Here is an 18,803-nt window from a genome sequence, read left to right on the forward strand (position 1 = left end):
CGCTGGTGGCGTTGTAGTTGATCCGTTCCCGCCGCAGGACCCACGCCTCGGTGCGAGCCTGCAAGGCCAGGTTGTAGACCCTCCGGACACATCCGAACGTGCGCGACAACTCCGCCGCCTGCGCCTCGGTCGGGTAGAAGCGGTACTTGAACGCCCGCTTCACGGTCCTGGACATCGCTCACACGTTAGCGCACCAGATGGTAAGTGTCGTGGTGGCGCGCGGGTAGACGAATCTCCGCCTTGGCGGCGGATCGGCTATCCCTGCCCTGCTCCCCAGGCCCTCTCCGGCCTGCAGGCCGGAGTATGCACGGAAGGAATCCGATGACCGCCACGGAGACCAGGGCACCGGACGCGGCCGGTGGCGCCGCCGGGTACCGGCCCCGGGCCACGCTCTCGATCGCCGCCGAGTGGCGCCGGCAGGCGTCCCGCCGGCGTACCCAGTTCGCGCTCGGCTTCATGGTGCTGCTGCCGCTGATCATCCTGATCGCGTTCCAGTTCGAGGGCTCCGGCGACGACGACAACGGCGGGGGCGAGTTCGGCAGCCTGATCGAGCTGGCCACCAGCGGCGGGCTCAACTTCACCCTCTTCGCGCTGCTCGTCTCGTCGTCGTTCCTGCTGGTCGTGGTGGTGGCGCTGTTCTGCGGCGACACGGTGGCCAGCGAGGCGAGCTGGGGCAGTCTGCGCTACCTGCTGGCCGTACCGGTGCCCCGGGCCCGACTGCTGGCGATCAAGCTGGTGGTCGCACTCGGGTACTCGCTGCTGGCCCTGCTGCTGCTGGCCGGCACCGCGCTGCTCGTCGGCACCCTCCGGTACGGCTGGTCCCCGCTGTCCAGCACCGTCGCCGCGCAGATCCCGGCCGGGGAGGGGCTGCTGCGCCTGCTCGGCATCCTCGGCTATCTGGCGGTCGTCCTGCTGGTCGTGGCCGGCCTGGCGTTCCTGCTGTCGGTGACCACGGACGCGGCGCTCGGCGCGGTGGGTGGCGCGGTGCTGCTCTGGATCCTCTCCAGCATCCTCGACCAGATCACCGCGCTGGGCGTGGTGCGGGACTTCCTGCCGACGCACTACAGCAGCGCCTGGCTCGGCCTGCTCTCCACCCCGGTGCAGACCGACGACATCGTCAAGGGCGCCATCTCGGCGATCTGCTACGCCACCGTCTTCTGGTCGCTCGCCTTCTGGCGCTTCACCCGCAAGGACGTGGTGTCGTAGCACGACGGTCGCCGGGTGGCGGGCAGTTCCCGGCTGGCGGTGATACCACCGAGTCATCGTGATGACTCGGTGGTATCACGCTCGCCAGGCATGTGCCGGCGTCAGTCTGGTGCCCGGCGCAGCTCGGGCCATCGTTGCCGTACGGCGGCCGTCAAGCCTCCGGCGGGCTCTCCGCCGCTGGTCGGTAGCGATATTCTCACTGCCGGTGGCGGGAGCGGCGTGGGCGACGGAGCCGTCACCCTGCGGTCCACGACGCTCCGCGCCGGCCGGGGCCGCGGGACGGCTGCCCGGTGACTCTGGGACAGGGGGTGTCCGGTGCTGGATCTTGCCACCCGGGTCGGGCGACCGCCCCGGCGGATCAGCCGGTTCCTCTCCGAGGCACGACTGGGCTGGGTGGACGCCCGGCTGATGGTCACCATGCCCGGCCGGGAGCGCACGCTGCGCTTCATCGCCGTGCTGCTGTTCTGCCAGCGGGCGAGCTACATCGTGCCGGCGCTGCTCGGGATGTCCAGCGGTGACACCCGCTACCACAGCCCCGCGCTGAACACGACGCTGCTGCTCGGCGTGGTTGGCTGGAACGTCCTGCTCGGGGCGTTCGTGTGGCGGCGGGGTTGGTTCAGCTACGGGCACGTCGTGCTGGACGTCGCGATCATCTGCGGGCTGCTGGTGGTGGTCAACGCCAACATCCGGTCCGGCTACGAGCTGTCGGCGGCGAACTGGGCCGGCAAGTTCGCCCTCGGCTCGGCGGCACTGGTCGGGGCGGTGCTGAGCCTGCGGGCGCTGCTCGTCGGGCTCGGGCTGCTGGTGCTGACCGCGGTGGCCGCCGCCTCGGTGCAGATCGGCGGGCTGCCGCCCTGGGAGTCGGGTTTCGTCAACCACGTCAACTCCAGCCTGTGGTTCGCGCTGGTGCTGCACTTCACCCGCCGGTTCCTCTGCGCCCAGGCCAACGCCGTCGACGAGGCGACCCAGCGCCGGCTCGCGGCCGAGACGGCGACCGCGGCCGGGGCGGCCCGGTACGCCGAACGGCTGCACCACTACCGCCGCCTGCACGACACCGCGCTGGCGACGCTGACCGCGATCGCCCGGGGCGGGCTGGACCATCGCGCCGAGGACGTCCGGCGGCGCTGCGGCCGGGAGGCCGACTACATCCGGAGCCTGGTCACCGAGGACCGGGCCGAGGCGGAGAGCACTCTCGGTGTCAGCCTCGCCGAGGTGGTGGCCGACGCGACCGGGCTGGGCCTGCGGGTGCACCTGCGCTCGGGCAACGTGCCGTCCCAGCCGCCCCGGCACGTCGTACGGGCGGTCTGCGACGCCGCCCGGGAGGCGCTGAACAACGTGGCCCGGCACGCCGGTACCGGCGAGGCGTGGGTCACCGTCGACTGGTACGACGGCGTGCTCGGGGTGCGGGTCGTCGACCGGGGGGTCGGGTTCGACACCGACGGTGCCACCGGAGGTTTCGGGTTACGCCGGTCGATCGCCGAACGGATGACCGAGGTCGGCGGCGAGCTGCGGCTCTTCTCCGAGCCCGGTCACGGCACGAGTGTCGAGCTGCTCTGGCCGGCGTCGTCGCCGGAGGCGGACGGGTAGCGGTGCAGCCCGTCCTCGCGGACCCGGTCGGCGAGGTCGAGTTTGGTGTACGTGGGCCGGCCCGCGTCGCAGTATTTCGCCTTGACCCGGTCCAGGTACTGCCGCGCGGTCGTCGGTTGGATGCCGACCTTGCGGGCCACCGCGGTCAGCGTCATGCCGGAGGCGTAGGCGACCAGTACGGCCCGTTCCCGGGGCGCCAGTCTGGGCCGGTCCGGCCGCTCGTCGCAGGACCAGGCGAAGGCCAGCTCGGGGGAGTGCGCCACCTCGCCCCGGGCGACCGTCCGGATCGCCTCGGCCAGGCTCGGCAGGTCGTGGTCCTTGGTGAGGTAGCCCGACGCGCCGGCCCGGATCACGTCCACGCCGTGCACCACGTGCGGCACCACGCTGACCACCAGCACCGGCCGCCCGGTGGCGACGAGCCGGCGCACGTTGTCCACCGGCGCGGATCCGTCCGCCAGCAGCAGGTCGAGTACGACGAGGTCAGCCCGGCCCGGTTCGGTGTCGAGGAGTTGGTCGACGGTGGCCGCCGTGCAGAGCAGCCGGAGGTCGGGAACGGAATTGAGCCAGGCGGCCATGCCGTCCAGCAGCATCCGGTCGTCGTCGACCACGGAGACCGAGAGCGCGGACACGACAGACAGCACCTCGCCTTCCGCCGGGAAGGGTGACCCGGAGCCCGGGACGGTGGGGTGGCAGGGGCCCCGGACACTAGATCCCCGCCGATCCGCTGTCAAGACGCCAATTCTGCTTTCTGGTATCGCACGGTGACAGTCGGTGATTCTTGACTGGATCGAGTCCCGTCGGCGAGACCCGCCGTACGGACCTCGGGACAGCGGGGAACCGCCCGACGGCGGCTCCCTCCGGCTGGACGGGGAGTGCTCATGCGACTGTCGGCGATGTGGGACTCCCTGATCGTCCCGGACGACCTCGGCTACTTCCGCTGCCGGGACCGGTATCTCGTGGAGAATCCGGGCCTGGCCGCCTGGGCGGTGCTCTCCGAGGAGGAACTCGGACTGCTGCGGGCGCTCGCCGACGGGGCCGCCCCACCGTCCGGATCCACCGTGCCGGGCGAGTGGCACCGTCTCGAACGCCAACTCGGCACCCTGGTGCTGAACTGGCTGGTCTACCTGCCGGGCCGGGTGCCCCGGGTCCGGGCGGCCGAGCCGAGGCTGAGGGCGGTCCGCTACGCCATCACCGAGGGCTGCCCGCCGCCCTGCCGGGAGCGCCCCGCCTCCTGCGCCCACCCGCTCCCCGGTGAGCTGGAACCGGCGGAGTCCCTCGACCTGGTGGACCAGATCGCCGAGCTCGGCGCGGAGCTGCTGATCCTGACCGGCGGCGAACCGATGCTGCGGCGCGATCTCTTCGACGTGGCCGACCTCGCCCGCAGTCGGGGGCTGCGGGTCAACCTGGTCACGACCGGCACCCGGATCCGGGACGCCGGCACCGCCCGGCGGATCGCCGACACCTTCGCCAGCATCACCGTCAGCCTGGACGGCGGCGGCCACGAGCTGCTCGGTACGGCTCCGGGCGAGGGCACGGTCGCGCGGACCGTACGCGGGCTGGCCCTGCTGAACGCGGCCGGTGTCAAACCGGCGATCGACCACGTGGTGTCGCCGGAGAACATCGCCGCGCTGGACGACCTGATGGCGTTCCTGGACGGCATCGAGTTCAGCCGGATCCGGATGATGAGCCACACCGCGGTCGACCGGGGCGGCCCGGGCGGTCCCCACCTGGGCTGGGAGTACCTCGGCGGGGAGTACCAGCTCGCGGCGCGGCGGTCCGGCTGGACGAGCCCGGTGGCCCGGAAGGCCCTCAGCCAGGGCCCGAGGGCGGTTCCCTCGTGTTCGGCCCAAGCCGACTGCGGGCTCCGCGGCATCGACATCCACGTCGATCCGCGTGGCGACATCTATCCCCGCGAGCCGGTCCCCGGCCCGCCGCACCCGGCCGGCAACCTGCGGAACCAGCCGCTTCGCGAGATGTTCGCCCCACCCGTCCGCCGACGGCCGGCACGCCCGGACCCCGCCGTCCGGAGGATGCCGGTCGCTTCCACTGCTGACCACCGGACCGGGAGGTGCCGCGTGACGGTCGGAATCAACTCCGGGATCGTCTGGGTCGACGACGACGAGGAGGTCCGGCTCTACAACCCGGACGACGGGGAGTTCCAGACGCTCAACGCGAGCGGCGCGCAGATCTGGCGTCGGCTCGCCGCCGGCAGCGCCGTGGAGACCGTCGTGCGTGACCTGGCCGACGCGTTCGGCGGCGACGACTGCCGGGAACGCGAGGCCGTCGCCCGGGACGTCCGCGAGTTCGTCGGGCTGCTGCACGCCCGCGACCTGCTCCGGACGGCCGAGCCGTCCGGACCGGCCGGAGCGGAGGGCGACCGGTGAGCGGCAGCGGCTTCGCCGACCTGGTACGCGCGACCCTCGCCGCCGGAGGACTGGCCCGGGTACCGGTCACCGACTCCGGCATGCTGCCGGTGCTCTCCGGCGGCACCGTCGTCGTCGAGCCGGTCGAGTTCGACCAGATCCGCCCCGGCGAGGTGGTCGCGTACCAGCACGGCGACGGGATCGTGGTGCACCGGGTGGTGGCCCGGCTGCCGGAGCACCTGCTGACCGCCGGCGACAACCTGCCGCTGTACGACCCGCCGGTGCCCCGGGCGGCACTGCTCGGCCGGGTGCCGCAGGTCGCCGCCCGGCTCCCGGGTGCCCCGGCCGTCGGCTGGCCGCCGCTCCCGCCGCCGGACGGCGTCACGCTCTGGCTGGTCGGCGCGGCGGCCCGGGCCGTACCGGAGACCGACCACCAGCTTCCGGTGCCGGGGAGCCGCCGTCCGGAGGCCCTGGTCCGGGTACGCCACCTCGCCGCCGGCTCCGCCCTGCCGGACCGGGTGCGCCGAGCCCTGGACGCGCTCGACGCGCTGGGCGGGGTGACCGTGGGCATCTCCCCGGCCGCGGTACGCCCGGTCGACGACCTGCGTACCGGACTGGCCGGCCCGAGCCGCCCGGCGCAGCGGCTCGACATCGTGCTCGGCTGCCGGTTCGGCTTGCCGGCGCTGCCCGGCGCCGCCGGCCGGGGCACGGTCGCGCCGCAGGCCGGGCCCGGTGACGCGCAGCCGCTCATCGCCCCGGACGACGTCGACCACCACCTGCGGACCGGCCCGCCACTGCGGGAGGCGGGTCCGGAGAGCGAGATCCGGATCATCCTCGCCACGCTGGGCGTACCCCCGTTGCCGGGATCCCCGCAGCCGGCGCTCGACGGTGCGCCGTGACCCCGGCGATCGTCGCGACCGACCTGGTCAAGGTGTATCCCGGCGTCGCCGCCCCGGCGGTCGACGGGCTGACCTTCGACGTTCCGGCCGGCCAGGCGGTCGGGTTGCTCGGCCCGGCCGGCTCCGGCAAGACCACCCTGCTCAAACTGGTCTGCGGCGCCTGCCCGGCCAGTTCCGGTCGGATCCTGGTGCACGGCCGCCAGCCCGACGCCGGCGCGCGGCGGGACGTGGCGGTGGTGCACCAGTCGGGGCCGTTCGACCTGATGTTGACGGTCCGGGACAACCTGCGGATCGCCGCGGCGTTCCGGGGCCTGCCCTGGCGCCGCGCCCGGTCCCGGGCCGACGAACTGCTCGGCGCCTTCGAGCTGGCCGGCAGCGATGACCAGTTCGTGCACACCCTCTCGGCCGGGCAGCGGCGCCGGCTCCAGCTGGTGCGGGCCCTGCTCCGGGTGCCGAGAGTCCTGCTGCTGGACGAGCCGTCGGCCGGACTGGACGTCGAGGGCCGGCGCCGGGTCTGGGCCGGCCTGAACGAGCTGCGCCGGCAGCACGAGCTGACCATCGTGCTGACCAGCCACTACCTCGACGAGGTGGAGCGCAACACCGAACGGGTGCTGGTGCTGTGCCGGGGCCGGATGCTCCGGGACGGCGCTCCGGCGGATCTGCGGGACGAACGCGGCGAGGCGCGGGCGGTGCTGCGGAGCGGATCGGTGGACGGCTGGCCGGCGATCGCCGCCGGGGCGCTGCGGCTGGGCCTGGCCGCGGCCCGCAGCGGAAACGAGATCGTGCTGACCGGGCCGGACCTGCGGCGGCGGCTGCCCCGGCTGCTCGCCGAACTGGCCGACCAGCAGATCCCGGTCGACAGCGTGGAGCTGGCCACGGCCTCGCTGGAGGAGGCCTTCGTGGCCCTGACCCGATCGGAGGTGACCATCCGGTGAGCCTGTCCGGCCTGGCCGACGACGACACCGCCGCGCCGCCCTGGCACGGCTCCGGATTCACCGCGACGCTGCGGCGGGAGTGGTTGCTGCTCACCCGCAACCGCAGCAACCTGCTGCTCGCGGTGGTGCCGACCGCCGTCTACATCGCACTCGTCGCCACCTCGCTCGCCGACCTGCTCGGTACGGTGACCTACCGGGGCGAGAGGGTCGGCTACCCCGACTTCGTGGTACCCGCGCTGATGTTCGCCGCGCTGCTGGCCGCCACCACCTCGGGTACGGCGTTCGTCCAGGAGCGGGCGCACGGGATGGCGCTGGAACTGTGGTCGTACCCGCTCACCCGCTGGCAGTACGTTGCCGGCAAGCTGCTCGCCGGCTCCGCCCTGGTGTTCGTCCACACGGTCGCCGCGCTGGCGGTCTCGGCGGCGCTGTTCCGGGGGCGCTGGCCGGCGGACCGCTGGGCCGCGCTGCTCTGCGGGGCGCTGCTCGCCGCGCTGGCGTTCAACGCGCTCTGCCTGCTGCTCGGCACCGTGGTGCAGGACTCACAGCGGTTCACCGTGCTGGTGAACGTGCTGGCCCCGCTGGGACTCTTCGCCAGCCCGTCGTTCTATCCGATCGAGAACCTCGGTACGGTGCAGCGGATCCTCGCGGACGTCAACCCGGTCAGCTACGGCGTCACCGCGCTCCGGGAGGCGCTGCTGCGCGGGTTCCCCGGCGCCTGGCCGTATTTCCTGCTGCTCGGGGTGGTCGGCGTCGTCGCGGTGGCGGGGGTGGGCCGGGCCCTGGTGCGGCAGTCCCGGGCGCTCTGAGGCGACGCCGCCAGGCTCACCGTCAGACCTTCTGGTCGCGGCTGGCCAGCCCGGCCGGTGCGGCGGCCAGGGCCGCCTGGATCGCCTCGACCAGGGCGAGCGCGGACTCCTCGGTCAGCTCGACCGCGACCCGGGCGGCCGGGCCGGCGGCCGGGTTCAGAAAGTCGATGTTGAGGGTGTGTGCGTACGGGGCGTGCGTCGGATGGTCCACGTAGACGCAGGTGTGGCTGACCGGGAACCAGCCGTCGGCACCCTTGCCGCTGCCGTCGACCTCGCGTTTCACCGTGACGTACGTGCACATGCCGGCCTCCTCTGGCTCGGGGCGGAACGGGGTCAGGCGCCGAGATGGCGGTCGAAGAAGTCCCGGACCCGCCGCCAGCCCTCGGTGGCGGCCAGCGGCCGGTAGCCGGGCCGGTCGACGGCGAAGAAGCCGTGTCCGGCGTCGGCGAAGGTGTGGAACTCGTGCGGCTTGCCGAGCCGGGTCAGCTCCCTGGACAGCTCCTCCGTCTGGGCCGGCGACGGGTACTGGTCCTCGGCGCCGAAGAGCCCGAGCAGCGGGCAGGAGAGCCTGTCAGCCTGGTCGAGCAGCGGCTTCACCGCCAGCGGGAAGCTCTCCGGCGGGTCGCCGACCACGAACGCGCCGTAGCAGTCGACGGCGGCGTCCAGCGGCAGCCGGGTGGCGGCCAGGAACGCCTGCCGGCCGCCGGAGCAGTACCCGATCACCCCGACCCGGCCGTTCGAGCCCGGCAGCCCGCGCAGGTGTTCGGCCGCGCCGCCGACGTCGCCGACCAGCCGGTCGTCCGGTACGCCGCCGGCGGCCCGCGCCGTGGCCGCCGCGTCGTCCGGGCTCGCCCCCGGCGCCTCCCGGGAGTAGAGGTTGGGGCAGATCGCCGCGTACCCGAAGCTGGCCAGCCGGCGGGTGATCTCCTTGGTCGCCTCGTCGTAGCCGGGCATGTGGTGGATCACCACCACCCCGCCGCGCGGCGTGGGTCCGAGGGGCTGGGCCAGGTACGCCTCGATCTCGTCGCCGCCCGCCCCGGTGATCCGGACCGTCCCGGCCTGCATCGCGTCCTGCAACGTCGCGCTCCCGTCCTGCCGGCCGGACTGTCACCGCCGGCCGCACCGAAGTTTCGTTAGCCTGGGATAACTATTTCAGCCGGTGGTCCGCGGCGGTCCGGCGGCCCGGCGCGGGGATCTTGCTCACACCGGGAAGAGACCCGGGACAGTGGCTCCCGGTGCCCGTAGACTGGCGGCACAACTTCATACCTCATCCAGAGGGGCTGAGGGATACGGCCCGATGACGCCCCGGCAACCACTCCACGGCGGAGCAGGTGCCAAATCCGTCCCCGCCGCGCGGTGCGGCGCCAGGGAAAGATGAGAGGACGGCAATCGCCATGACGTCGATCATCGACGCGACCCCCAGCCAGACCAGCCCGGTGGCCCCCAACCCGGCCCGCGTCCTCGTCTGCCGCGGTTGTGGCACCGAATACCCGCTGGTCGCCCAGCACGCCTGTTACGAGTGTTTCGGCCCGCTGGAGGTCGGCTACGATGCCGCGACTCTGGCCCGGGTCACCCGGGCCGACATCGAGGCCGGCCCGAAGAACCTCTGGCGGTACGCCGCGCTGCTGCCGACCGGCCAGGACCCGACCACCCGGGTCACCCTCGATCCGGGGCTGACCCCGCTGGTCCCGGCCGCCGGCCTCGCCGCCGAGCTGGGCATCCGGGCGCCGCTCTGGGTCAAGGACGACAGCGCCAACCCCACCCACTCGTTCAAGGACCGGGTGGTGTCGGTGGCGCTGACCGCCGCCCGGGGCCTCGGCTTCACCCGGTTCGCCTGCGCCTCGACCGGCAACCTGGCGAACTCGGTCGCCGCGCACGCGGCCCGGGCCGGGGTGCCGTCGATCGTCTTCATCCCCGGCGACCTGGAGCAGGGCAAGGTGGTGACCACCGCCGTCTACGGCGGCGACGTGGTCGCCATCGACGGCTCGTACGACGACGTCAACCGGCTCTGCGGCGAGCTGGTCGAGACCGACGAGTTCGAGGACACCGCGTTCGTCAACGTGAACGTCCGGCCGTACTACGCCGAGGGCTCCAAGACGCTGGGCTACGAGGTCGCCGAGCAGTTGGGCTGGCGGATCCCCGAGCAGGTGGTCATCCCGATGGCCAGTGGCGAGCTGCTTACCAAGATCGACAAGGCGTTCAGCGAGCTGGTCGAGATCGGACTGGTCGAGGCCCCGGCCAACGGCTGGAAGGTCTTCGGCGCCCAGTCGGCCGGCTGCAACCCGATCGCCGTCGCGCTGCACGCCGACACCGACGTGATCACCCCGGTCCGGCCGACCGGGATCGCGAAGTCGCTCAACATCGGTGACCCGGCCGCCGGGCTCTACGCGCTGGAGGCGGTCCGCCGCACGGGCGGCTGGATGGACTACGCCGATGACGACGAGATCCGTGCCGCCATCCGGCAGTTGGCCCGTACCACCGGGGTCTTCGCGGAGACGGCCGGCGGGGTGACGGTGGCGGTGCTCGGCAAGTTGGTGGCGAGCGGCCGGCTGGACCCGGACGCCGAGACGGTCGTCTACAACACCGGCGAGGGCCTCAAGACGCTGGACGCGGTGGCGGCGCAGGTCGGTCCGACGTACCGGGTCAAGCCGTCGCTGCGGGCGGCCCGGGACGCCGGCCTGCTCGGCTGAATTTTTCGGGAAGAATTTTTCGGCATCTGCCCGGGCCTGCCCGGGCAGATGCACGTGCAACTTGCAGGTTAGATCGTTCGGGTTCTCCGGACGAGCGGTGGCCCCGGTGGTACGGATGCGGTGCGTAGCTGCTGTTTTGCCGCCCGTGACGAAAACACGCGGTAGAGGGCTTGACGGCTGCATCTGCACGTCGCAAGATGCTCCGTGCGGGAGGACGCACCGCCGTAGACTTTCAAAGCTCTTACGACCCGACGCCGGAGGCGTTGTGCGGGCGTCCTCCCGACCAAACTCTCTCCCCGGCCGGACTGCCGCCATCGCCCGCCCGTCGGTTCAACGCGGATCCATCGACCCGGGTGACGGTTCCCCGATATTCGGTCGCGCCCGGTTCGTGCAAGCGGCACCCTCCAGAGCATGGACATCGTGGTCACTCCCCTGGACGTCGCCGACGTCGCCGCCACCGAGCGGGCGTACGAGATCGAGGCCGCCGCCCGGGCGACCGACCAGCCCGACGTGCCGAGGCTGCCCCGGCAGCGCTTCTTCGCCGGGCTCCGGCGCCCCTGGCCCGGTAACGACGACCGGCACGCGCTGGGCTATCTCGACGGGGTGGCCGTGGGCTACCTGGCGGTCTCGCTGCCGCAGCGGGAGAACCTGGAGAACGCCGGGCTGACGCTCGCCGTCCATCCGGAGTACCGCCGCCGGGGCGTCGGCCGGGCCCTCTACGAGTACGCGGTGCGGGTGGCCCGGGACGAGGGCCGCAAGCGGATCATCGGCGAGGTGGCGAACATGAGCCCGCAGGCCGCCCCGACGATGCCGGGCGACGCCTTCGCCGCCGCGCTGGGCGCCAAGCCGGCGTTGGCCGACGTACGCCGCCGGCTCGACCTGACCACCCTGGACGAGCCGGAACTCGACCGGCTGCTGACCGAGGGCCTGGCCCGGGCCGAGGGCTACTCGATCGTGCGCTGGCAGGGCGCGACCCCCGAGGAGTACGCCGAGGACGTCGCCTACCTGGACAGCCGCCTGGTCAGCGACGCGCCGATCGGCGACCTGACCTGGGAGGCGGCCAGGCCGGAGGTGACCCGGCTACGCGAGATGGAGCAGGGCTACCACGATCGGGGCCAGTACTGGTACAACAGCGGCGCCCGGCACGACGCGACCGGCCGGTTGGTGGCCTGGACCGGGATCGGCATGAACATTGGCTGCGACTGGCACGCGTTCCAGCAGATCACCCTGGTCGAGCCGGCGCACCGGGGGCACCGCCTCGGCACCGTGATCAAGATCGACAACCTGCGGCAGATCCGGGCGCACGAGCCGGCGCTGCGGGTCATCGACACCTACAACGCCGCGTCGAACGACTACATGATTTCGATCAACGAGGCGCTGGGATTCCGCGCGGTCGCCGGGCTCAACACCTGGCAGGCGACCCTTTGACCGGCGGCGTCCACCCCCGGTGCGGAGGCTGGGACGGGCCGGGCCGGTGCGGCATGATGGCGGGATGACGGAGACCCCGCACCCCTTCTTCGCCCGGCACGCCGACACCCTGGAACGGGCACTCACCGCGATCACCGAACGCTCCTACTGGTCCGCCTACCCCGAGTCACCCAGCCCTCGGGTCTACGGCGAGACCGCCGCCGCCGAGGGCGAGGCGGCGTTCCGGGCGTACCTGGGCGGCAAGTTCCCGCTCGACCAGCCCGGCACCGGTGACTGGGTGGCCACCGAGGCCAGCCCGTTCGGCATCGACCTCGGGGTGAGCTACCCGCACGCCGACCCGGAGGTGCTGCTGGCCGCCGCCGCGACCGCGCTGCCGGCCTGGCGGGACGCGGGGCCGCAGACCCGGGTCGGGGTATGCCTGGAGATCCTCGCCCGGCTGCACGGGCACGTCTTCGAGCTGGCCAACGCGGTGCACGCCACCACCGGGCAGGCATTCGTGATGGCGTTCCAGGCCGGTGGCGCGCACGCGCTGGACCGGGCCCTCGAAGCGCTCGCCTACGCGCACCAGGAGATGACCCGGCACCCGGCGACGGCGGCCTGGGAGAAGCCGGCCGGCAAGGGCGACCCGCTGCGGATGACCAAGAACTTCCACGTGGTGCCGCGCGGCGTGGCGCTGGCGATCGGCTGCAACACCTTCCCGACCTGGAACACCTACCCGGGACTCTTCGCCTCGCTGGTCACCGGCAACCCGGTGGTGGTCAAGCCGCACCCCCGGGCCGTGCTGCCGCTCGCCATCACCGTCCGGTACGCCCGCGAGGTGCTGGCCGAGGCCGGCTTCGACCCGAACCTGATGCTGCTCGCCCCCGAAGCGCCCGGCGAGCAACTCGCCTCCACCCTGGCGCTCCGCCCCGAGGTGAAGATCGTCGACTTCACCGGCTCCACCGAGTACGGCGACTGGCTGGAGGCGAACGCCCGGCAGGCCGCCGTCTACACCGAGAAGGCCGGGGTCAACGCCATCGTGGTCGACTCGACCGACGACTTCGCCGGGATGTGCCGCAACATCGGCTTCTCGCTGACCCTCTACAGCGGGCAGATGTGCACCACCCCACAGAACATCCTGGTGCCGCGTGACGGGATCGAGACCGACCAGGGGCACAAGAGCGTCGACGAGGTCGCCGCGGGCATCGCCGGGGCGGTCGGCAAGCTCACCGGCGACCCGGCCCGCGCGGTCGAGCTGATCGGCGCGATCGTCAACGACGGCGTGCTGGCCCGGCTCGACGAGGTCGCCGGGATCGGCGAGCCGGTACTGCCGTCCCGGCCGGTCGAGCACCCGAACTACCCGGGCGCGGTGGTGCGTACGCCGCTGATCGCGAAGCTCGGCGCCGACGATCTCGGCACGTACGGGCGGGAGTGGTTCGGGCCGATCTCGTTCGTGATCGCCACCGACTCCACCCCGCACAGCCTGGCGATCCTGCGGCAGACCGTCGGCGAGCGCGGCGCGCTGACCGCCGCGGTCTACTCGACGGACTCCGCCGTGCTGGACGCGGCCGAGAACGCGGCGATCGAGACCGGGGTGCATCTCTCCTGCAACCTCACCGGCGGGGTCTTCGTCAACCAGTCGGCGGCGTTCTCGGACTTCCACGGCACCGGCGCCAACCCGGCGGCGAACGCCGCGCTGACCGATGGCGCCTACGTCGCCAATCGGTTCCGGGTGGTCCAGGCCCGCCGGCACAGCTGACCCGGCAGCGGTGGGGGCTCCTGCCACGCCGGTCGGGCCCCTTCCACCATCGCCGGAGATCAGGCGGTCCGGCGCATCTGTAGTTCGCGGAGCGTGCGGACGGTCGGGTGTGCCACCCGTACCCCCGTGTCGACGAAGCCCAGCCGCTCGTACGCCCGTACCGCCCGGTCGTTGCCGACCACCACTTCCAGCAGGAGCTCTGGCCGGGCGACCGCCCTGGACCAGTCGGCCACCGCTTCGACCAGGGCGGCCAGCAGGCCGCTGCCCCGCCAGGCCGGAGTGAGGTAGACGGCGAAGACGACGGTGACGCCCGGCTGACCGGGTGCCGCCTGGCCACCGGCGTGCCCGACGACCCGGCCGTCGACCTCGGCGACGAACGCCGCCGTCCGGGGGCCGGTGGACATCCCGGCGATCCGGGCCGCGAACTCGGCGTGCGGTCGGGCCGCCGCGTCGGCGAGCGTCTCCAGGAAGGCCAGCGGGGAATCCGCGAGCATCTCCAGACGGATCGCCCGGACCCGGGCGGCGTCGGCGGGACGTACCCGGCGGACCGTCGGTAGGTCGGCGCTCGGTCGAAGACCGGAATCGGCCGTACCGGCGGCCCGGTCCGGGGTAGCTGACCCGGGTCGATCGGAGGAGTGCGCGGACTCCGGCTCGGCGGCGGTCTGCGGGATGGAAGCCGGCACGTCCGCCATGGTCGCACGCCGTACGGCGCCCAGTTTCGGCGGGTAACGGAGCCGCCGGCGGTTTCGGTGCGGGCCGGTTGAGCTGGGCAGCGACGGCCGCCAATAGGTGAGAGGCCGGAAAGGACCGCCCGGTTGTCTGCTCGGTGACCGTTTTGGCCTAGTGCGCCGCCGCCCGACCTTGGTGTACGGTGCGGGTTCGGCCGCTCGATTCGTGGCTCCCCAATTACATGATCCATTTTGGGGAAAGCGACTCGGCGGTCCCGGCAGGCATACGGCGTCGCCGGAGCTCGGGCAGCTCCGACGCGACCGAAGTAAGGAAGTGCACCGTGGCGCAGGGCACCGTGAAGTGGTTCAACAGCGAAAAGGGCTACGGCTTCATCGCGGTCGATGGCGGGCAGGACGTCTTCGTCCACTTCTCCGCGATCCAGATGGACGGCTACAAGGCGCTTGACGACGGTCAGCGCGTCGAGTTCGAGATCGCCCAGGGGCAGAAGGGCCCGCAGGCGGAAAAGGTCCGGGTCATCGCCTGAGCTGCCGGGCCATCGGCCCGCCGCTCTCGGGCTCGTCCCCCGTTCCGCTGCCACCCGGCCGCCGGTAAGCCGCCGGTCGGGACCGTTGCCGGCCCAGTCCGGACTCCCGCCGTGTCGATACTCCACAACGACGGCGGTCTGCGGCTGGCCGGGTCGCCGTGCGACGTCGTTGGCGTGTCCGGCGGGTCGGTGTGCCGGTTGCTACCGCGCTCGTGCCGGTCGTCCGGCGGATCTCCCCGCGTCTTCCGCACGATGCGTCTCTCGGACTGCCCGCACGGATCCGGGCTGCTGCGGTATGGCGTCCGGCAAGGCGCCCGCTGTCCTGATCGGGTTGGCGTCGACCGCCCCTTGGCCGGGCTTTCCCGTGATTGCGACAACCCGCATTCCGGCCCCCTCCGGAGACGCCGGGGCCGCGCGGTCGGCGGGCGCGGAGGCGCGGATCTGCCGGCGCTTCCCGACTCCCGGCCGGGTCCTGACACCGCTGGTTCGGCTGCCGTTCCGCTCCCATTGGGCTGCTGGTCTCCCGCCGCGCTCCGGCCGCCGCCAGCCGGTCCCGATGCCCGGTTCGACCGGCTCACTCGCTTGCACTCGGCAGGGGAGAGTGCTAAACAAGTGTTTGGCACTCGCATACCGTGAGTGCCAAGGTCGGGGCGGTAGGGCCACGGTCGCGGGCTCGCGGAGCGGGTGCGCGGCACATGGCCGGTCGTCGCGGGCTGTCCGGCCCGGCCGGCGGACGTCACTGTCGCACAGCGCGACGGAGCAGAGCAGGCACCCACGGGTGTCGGCGGCCCCGTCCGCCAGTGCCGTAGTGACGTCCGAAGGTGCGTAATCAGGCGGCAGGTCGGGGTCAACAGGCTCCGGCGGCCGTGAGTGTCCAGGAGGACAACGCCGTATGGCCAAGATGATCGCGTTCGACGAGGAGGCGCGCCGCGGCCTTGAGCGGGGCATGAACACCCTCGCCGACGCCGTAAAGGTGACGCTGGGCCCGAAGGGCCGCAACGTCGTGCTCGAGAAGAAGTGGGGCGCTCCCACCATCACCAACGATGGTGTGAGCATCGCCAAGGAGATCGAGCTCGAGGACCCGTACGAGAAGATCGGTGCGGAGCTGGTCAAGGAGGTCGCCAAGAAGACCGACGACGTCGCCGGTGACGGCACGACGACGGCGACCGTCCTCGCCCAGGCGCTGGTCCGTGAGGGCCTGCGCAACGTCGCGGCCGGTGCCAACCCGATGGCCCTGAAGCGGGGCATCGAGGCCGCCGTCGCGAACGTCTCGGAGGAGCTGAGCAAGCTCGCCAAGGACGTCGAGACCAAGGAGCAGATCGCCTCCACCGCCTCCATCTCCGCTGGTGACACCAGCGTCGGCGAGATCATCGCCGAGGCGATGGACAAGGTCGGCAAGGAAGGCGTCATCACCGTCGAGGAGAGCAACACCTTCGGGCTCGAGCTGGAGCTGACCGAGGGTATGCGCTTCGACAAGGGCTACATCTCGGGGTACTTCATGACCGACCCCGACCGGATGGAGGCCGTGCTCGACGACCCGTACATTCTGATCGTCAACAGCAAGATCTCGACGGTCAAGGACCTGCTGCCGATCCTCGAGAAGGTCATGCAGTCGGGCAAGCCGCTGGCCATCATCGCCGAGGACGTCGAGGGCGAGGCCCTGGCGACCCTGGTGGTCAACAAGGTCCGGGGCACCTTCAAGTCCGTCGCCGTCAAGGCGCCGGGCTTCGGTGACCGCCGCAAGGCCATGCTGGGCGACATCGCCATCCTGACCGGCGGGCAGCCGATCAGCGAGGAGGTCGGCCTCAAGCTGGACGCCGTCGGCCTCGACATGCTGGGCCGGGCCCGCAAGGTCGTGGTGACCAAGGACGAGACCACCATCGTCGACGGTGCCGGCGACGCCGACCAGATCAACGGTCGGGTCAACCAGATCCGTGCCGAGATCGAGAAGAGCGACTCCGACTACGACCGCGAGAAGCTGCAGGAGCGCCTGGCCAAGCTGGCCGGCGGTGTTGCGGTGATCAAGGTCGGCGCGGCCACCGAGGTCGAGCTGAAGGAGCGCAAGCACCGCATCGAGGACGCGGTGCGCAACGCGAAGGCCGCCGTCGAGGAGGGCATCGTCCCCGGTGGTGGTGTCGCGCTGGTCCAGGCCGGCAAGACCGCCTTCGACAAGCTGGACCTGGCCGGCGACGAGGCGACCGGCGCGCAGATCGTCAAGATCGCGCTGGACGCCCCGCTGCGGCAGATCGCCGTCAACGCCGGCCTTGAGGGCGGCGTCGTGGTCGAGAAGGTCCGCAACCTGGACGCCGGGCACGGCCTCAACGCGGCCAACGGTGAGTACGTCGACCTGCTCCAGGCCGGCATCATCGACCCGGCCAAGGTGACCCGTTCGGCGCTGCAGAACGCGTCGTCGATCGCGGCCCTGTTCCTGACCACCGAGGCTGTGGTGGCGGACAAGCCGGAGAAGACCCCGGCTGCCCCGGCTGCGCCGGGCGGCGGGGACATGGACTTCTGAGTCCAGGCTCCACGTCGTGGGGGCGGGCCGCGTCAGCGGTCCGCCCCTTCGTCATGTCGGCATCCGCCGCTGGTTGCGTCGTTTCTGCGCCTGACTGAACGGTTCCTGGGTCGCCCTCGGCGCGTCCACCAGCGCCACGGGCTCCTCGGGAGACATGCCGTCGACCCCGTCCATTTCCGCCCGCTGCTCGGCGTCCCCGTAATCGAGCCGGGACACCGGGGTATGGGCGGAGAGATCCGGGGACGCCCAGGCGACCGAATGGAGATCGTCAACCGGTTCGTCATCTTTTGTCATGACTGCCTCCTCCACCGCAAACGGTAGGAGGCGGCGACCGATAACACGGGTAAATGGCGCGGTATCGATGCGAGCCGCTGCTGGTGCGGTGTGCGGTAGCGGCTCCTAGAGCTGCTTGCGGTAGAGGAAGAAGACCCGCTCGATCCGCGCCCCGGCGCTGGCCGCGTAGAACGGCACCGGGCCGACCCAGCCGATCTCGGCCCGCAGGTGTCCGGCCGCCCGCTGGTCGCGTAGGCACCGGCGGAGCAGTACGCCGCCGATCCCCAGTCCCTGAGCGGCGGGCGCGGTACCCATCGGCCCGAACCAGCTCGGCCGGGACGAACCGTACGCGGCGAAGCCGAGCAGTTCCGGCGCCCCGCCGCCGGTGGGCGTACGGACGGCGACGTGGCAGCCGGCGCCCTGCCGGCCGACCGAGTGCAGCAGCTCGGCGTCCCAACTGCCGCCGAAGGTCGACCGGGCGAACCCGGCCAGCATCTCCAGGTCGGCCGGCTCGGCCCGGCGTACCGTGACACCCTGCTCCGCCAGCCGCCGCTCGGCAGCCTCGGTGGAGCGCAGCGCCGGAGAGGACTCGGTGGAGAGGTCGGCGGTCATGTTCCAGGCGGTCCCCTCCGGGCTGTAGCCGAGCGCCAGCGCGGTGCAGACCGCCGGGGTGTACCGGACGTCGATGCCGGGCCAGACGTAGTGCGGCGGGTTGCCGACGATGCGTACCTGGGTCGCGCCGAGCCCGGCGAGCGCCTGCTCCAGCCGCGACACCAGGGCGCGGCCGATGCCCCGCCGTCGCCGCTCCGGGTGCACCGCGACCAGGTCGAGGTGGCCGGCGGTCGGGTCCGGGCCCCGGTCGGCCATCGAGCCGAGCGCGACCCCGGCGAGCGCGCCGTCCTGCCAGCCGAGCACCCCGACGGTACGCCGCGGCCCGGCGGCGCCCGGCAGCGGCGAGTCGTCCCGGAGCCGGGCCACGATCTCCGCCGCCTCGGCCGAGTCGTCAGGCAGGTCCAGCGCCGCCCGGCAGAGTTCCACCACTGCGGGTAGCTGGTCGTCGGTCAACTCGGTCAGGGACAGCTCGGCGTTCATGGTCGCCGACCATACCGAGCCCGGCCGACCCGACGCGGCCCGGTTCAGCCGGGCCGGG

17 protein-coding genes and 1 riboswitch are annotated in these 18,803 nt (G+C 72.5%); of the genes, 11 read left to right on the plus strand and 6 right to left on the minus strand.

Annotated features, from left to right (window positions below):
• Positions 1–321 precede the first annotated feature (321 nt).
• On the plus strand, positions 322–1,206 hold the full coding sequence (locus AAH979_RS26870) for an ABC transporter permease subunit (protein WP_346260913.1): 885 nt from the start codon (positions 322–324) through the stop codon (positions 1,204–1,206).
• A gap of 315 nt (positions 1,207–1,521) precedes the next feature.
• Entirely contained in the window at positions 1,522–2,793 is a 1,272-nt protein-coding gene (locus AAH979_RS26875; protein WP_346260914.1) for an ATP-binding protein, read from the plus strand.
• Here the strand turns inward: AAH979_RS26875 and AAH979_RS26880 are convergent.
• On the minus strand, positions 2,736–3,434 hold the full coding sequence (locus AAH979_RS26880) for a response regulator (RefSeq protein ID WP_346260915.1): 699 nt from the start codon (positions 3,432–3,434) through the stop codon (positions 2,736–2,738). The genes AAH979_RS26875 and AAH979_RS26880 overlap by 58 nt on opposite strands.
• 237 nt (positions 3,435–3,671) lie before the next feature.
• On the opposite strand from AAH979_RS26880, the gene AAH979_RS26885 reads away from it, so the two are divergent.
• Genes AAH979_RS26885 through AAH979_RS26900 form a run of 4 tightly spaced genes read left to right on the plus strand, consistent with a single transcriptional unit; the run spans position 3,672 to position 7,796 of the window.
• Complete coding sequence (locus AAH979_RS26885; RefSeq protein WP_346260916.1) at positions 3,672–5,177, plus strand: PqqD family peptide modification chaperone; 1,506 nt, start codon at positions 3,672–3,674, stop codon at positions 5,175–5,177.
• Positions 5,174–6,055, plus strand: coding sequence for a S24/S26 family peptidase (locus AAH979_RS26890; protein ID WP_346260917.1), 882 nt, complete (start codon positions 5,174–5,176; stop codon positions 6,053–6,055). The genes AAH979_RS26885 and AAH979_RS26890 overlap by 4 nt, the downstream gene beginning before the upstream one ends.
• Positions 6,052–6,990, plus strand: coding sequence for an ABC transporter ATP-binding protein (locus AAH979_RS26895; protein WP_346260918.1), 939 nt, complete (start codon positions 6,052–6,054; stop codon positions 6,988–6,990). Before AAH979_RS26890 ends, AAH979_RS26895 begins: the two co-directional genes overlap by 4 nt.
• A complete protein-coding gene (locus tag AAH979_RS26900) occupies positions 6,987–7,796 on the plus strand; it encodes an ABC transporter permease (RefSeq protein WP_346260919.1) in 810 nt (269 codons plus the stop codon). Before AAH979_RS26895 ends, AAH979_RS26900 begins: the two co-directional genes overlap by 4 nt.
• Positions 7,797–7,818: 22 nt before the next feature.
• On the opposite strand, the gene AAH979_RS26905 is transcribed toward AAH979_RS26900, so the two are convergent.
• Positions 7,819–8,097, minus strand: coding sequence for a DUF6295 family protein (locus AAH979_RS26905; protein ID WP_346260920.1), 279 nt, complete (start codon positions 8,095–8,097; stop codon positions 7,819–7,821).
• A 32-nt stretch (positions 8,098–8,129) separates the two neighbouring features.
• A complete protein-coding gene (locus AAH979_RS26910) occupies positions 8,130–8,873 on the minus strand; it encodes a dienelactone hydrolase family protein (RefSeq protein ID WP_346260921.1) in 744 nt (247 codons plus the stop codon).
• Positions 8,874–9,060: 187 nt separating this feature from the next.
• A riboswitch (SAM riboswitch) is annotated at positions 9,061–9,177 on the plus strand.
• A 13-nt stretch (positions 9,178–9,190) separates the two neighbouring features.
• Here AAH979_RS26910 and thrC point away from each other — a divergent pair.
• The 3 genes from thrC to paaN all read left to right on the plus strand — a co-directional run bounded on the left by thrC (position 9,191) and on the right by paaN (position 13,652).
• Positions 9,191–10,486 carry a threonine synthase gene (thrC, locus tag AAH979_RS26915; protein WP_346260922.1) on the plus strand — a complete coding sequence of 432 codons (1,296 nt, stop codon included), beginning with the start codon at positions 9,191–9,193 and terminating at the stop codon, positions 10,484–10,486.
• A 411-nt stretch (positions 10,487–10,897) separates the two neighbouring features.
• Positions 10,898–11,914, plus strand: a complete 1,017-nt coding sequence (locus tag AAH979_RS26920) for a GNAT family N-acetyltransferase (RefSeq protein WP_346260923.1) — start codon at positions 10,898–10,900, stop codon at positions 11,912–11,914.
• 64 nt (positions 11,915–11,978) lie between these two features.
• Complete coding sequence (paaN, locus tag AAH979_RS26925) at positions 11,979–13,652, plus strand: phenylacetic acid degradation protein PaaN (protein ID WP_346260924.1); 1,674 nt, start codon at positions 11,979–11,981, stop codon at positions 13,650–13,652.
• 59 nt (positions 13,653–13,711) lie between these two features.
• Here paaN and AAH979_RS26930 read toward each other — a convergent pair whose 3' ends face one another.
• On the minus strand, positions 13,712–14,335 hold the full coding sequence (locus AAH979_RS26930) for a GNAT family N-acetyltransferase (protein ID WP_346260925.1): 624 nt from the start codon (positions 14,333–14,335) through the stop codon (positions 13,712–13,714).
• Between the two features lie 326 nt (positions 14,336–14,661).
• Between AAH979_RS26930 and AAH979_RS26935 the strand changes: the two genes are divergently transcribed.
• On the plus strand, positions 14,662–14,865 hold the full coding sequence (locus AAH979_RS26935; RefSeq protein WP_123563110.1) for a cold-shock protein: 204 nt from the start codon (positions 14,662–14,664) through the stop codon (positions 14,863–14,865).
• Between the two features lie 892 nt (positions 14,866–15,757).
• Positions 15,758–17,380: a chaperonin GroEL gene (gene groL, locus AAH979_RS26940; protein WP_107257537.1), complete on the plus strand. Its 1,623-nt coding sequence runs from the start codon at positions 15,758–15,760 to the stop codon at positions 17,378–17,380.
• A gap of 51 nt (positions 17,381–17,431) precedes the next feature.
• Here groL and AAH979_RS26945 read toward each other — a convergent pair whose 3' ends face one another.
• Together AAH979_RS26945 and AAH979_RS26950 are read right to left on the minus strand one after the other, a co-directional pair.
• Entirely contained in the window at positions 17,432–17,689 is a 258-nt protein-coding gene (locus AAH979_RS26945) for a hypothetical protein (protein WP_346260926.1), read from the minus strand.
• A 90-nt stretch (positions 17,690–17,779) separates the two neighbouring features.
• Positions 17,780–18,745 carry a GNAT family N-acetyltransferase gene (locus AAH979_RS26950; RefSeq protein WP_346260927.1) on the minus strand — a complete coding sequence of 322 codons (966 nt, stop codon included), beginning with the start codon at positions 18,743–18,745 and terminating at the stop codon, positions 17,780–17,782.
• Positions 18,746–18,803: the final 58 nt, after the last annotated feature.

The sequence above is a fragment of the Plantactinospora sp. ZYX-F-223 genome, assembly GCF_039649625.1.
Taxonomy (GTDB): domain Bacteria; phylum Actinomycetota; class Actinomycetes; order Mycobacteriales; family Micromonosporaceae; genus Plantactinospora.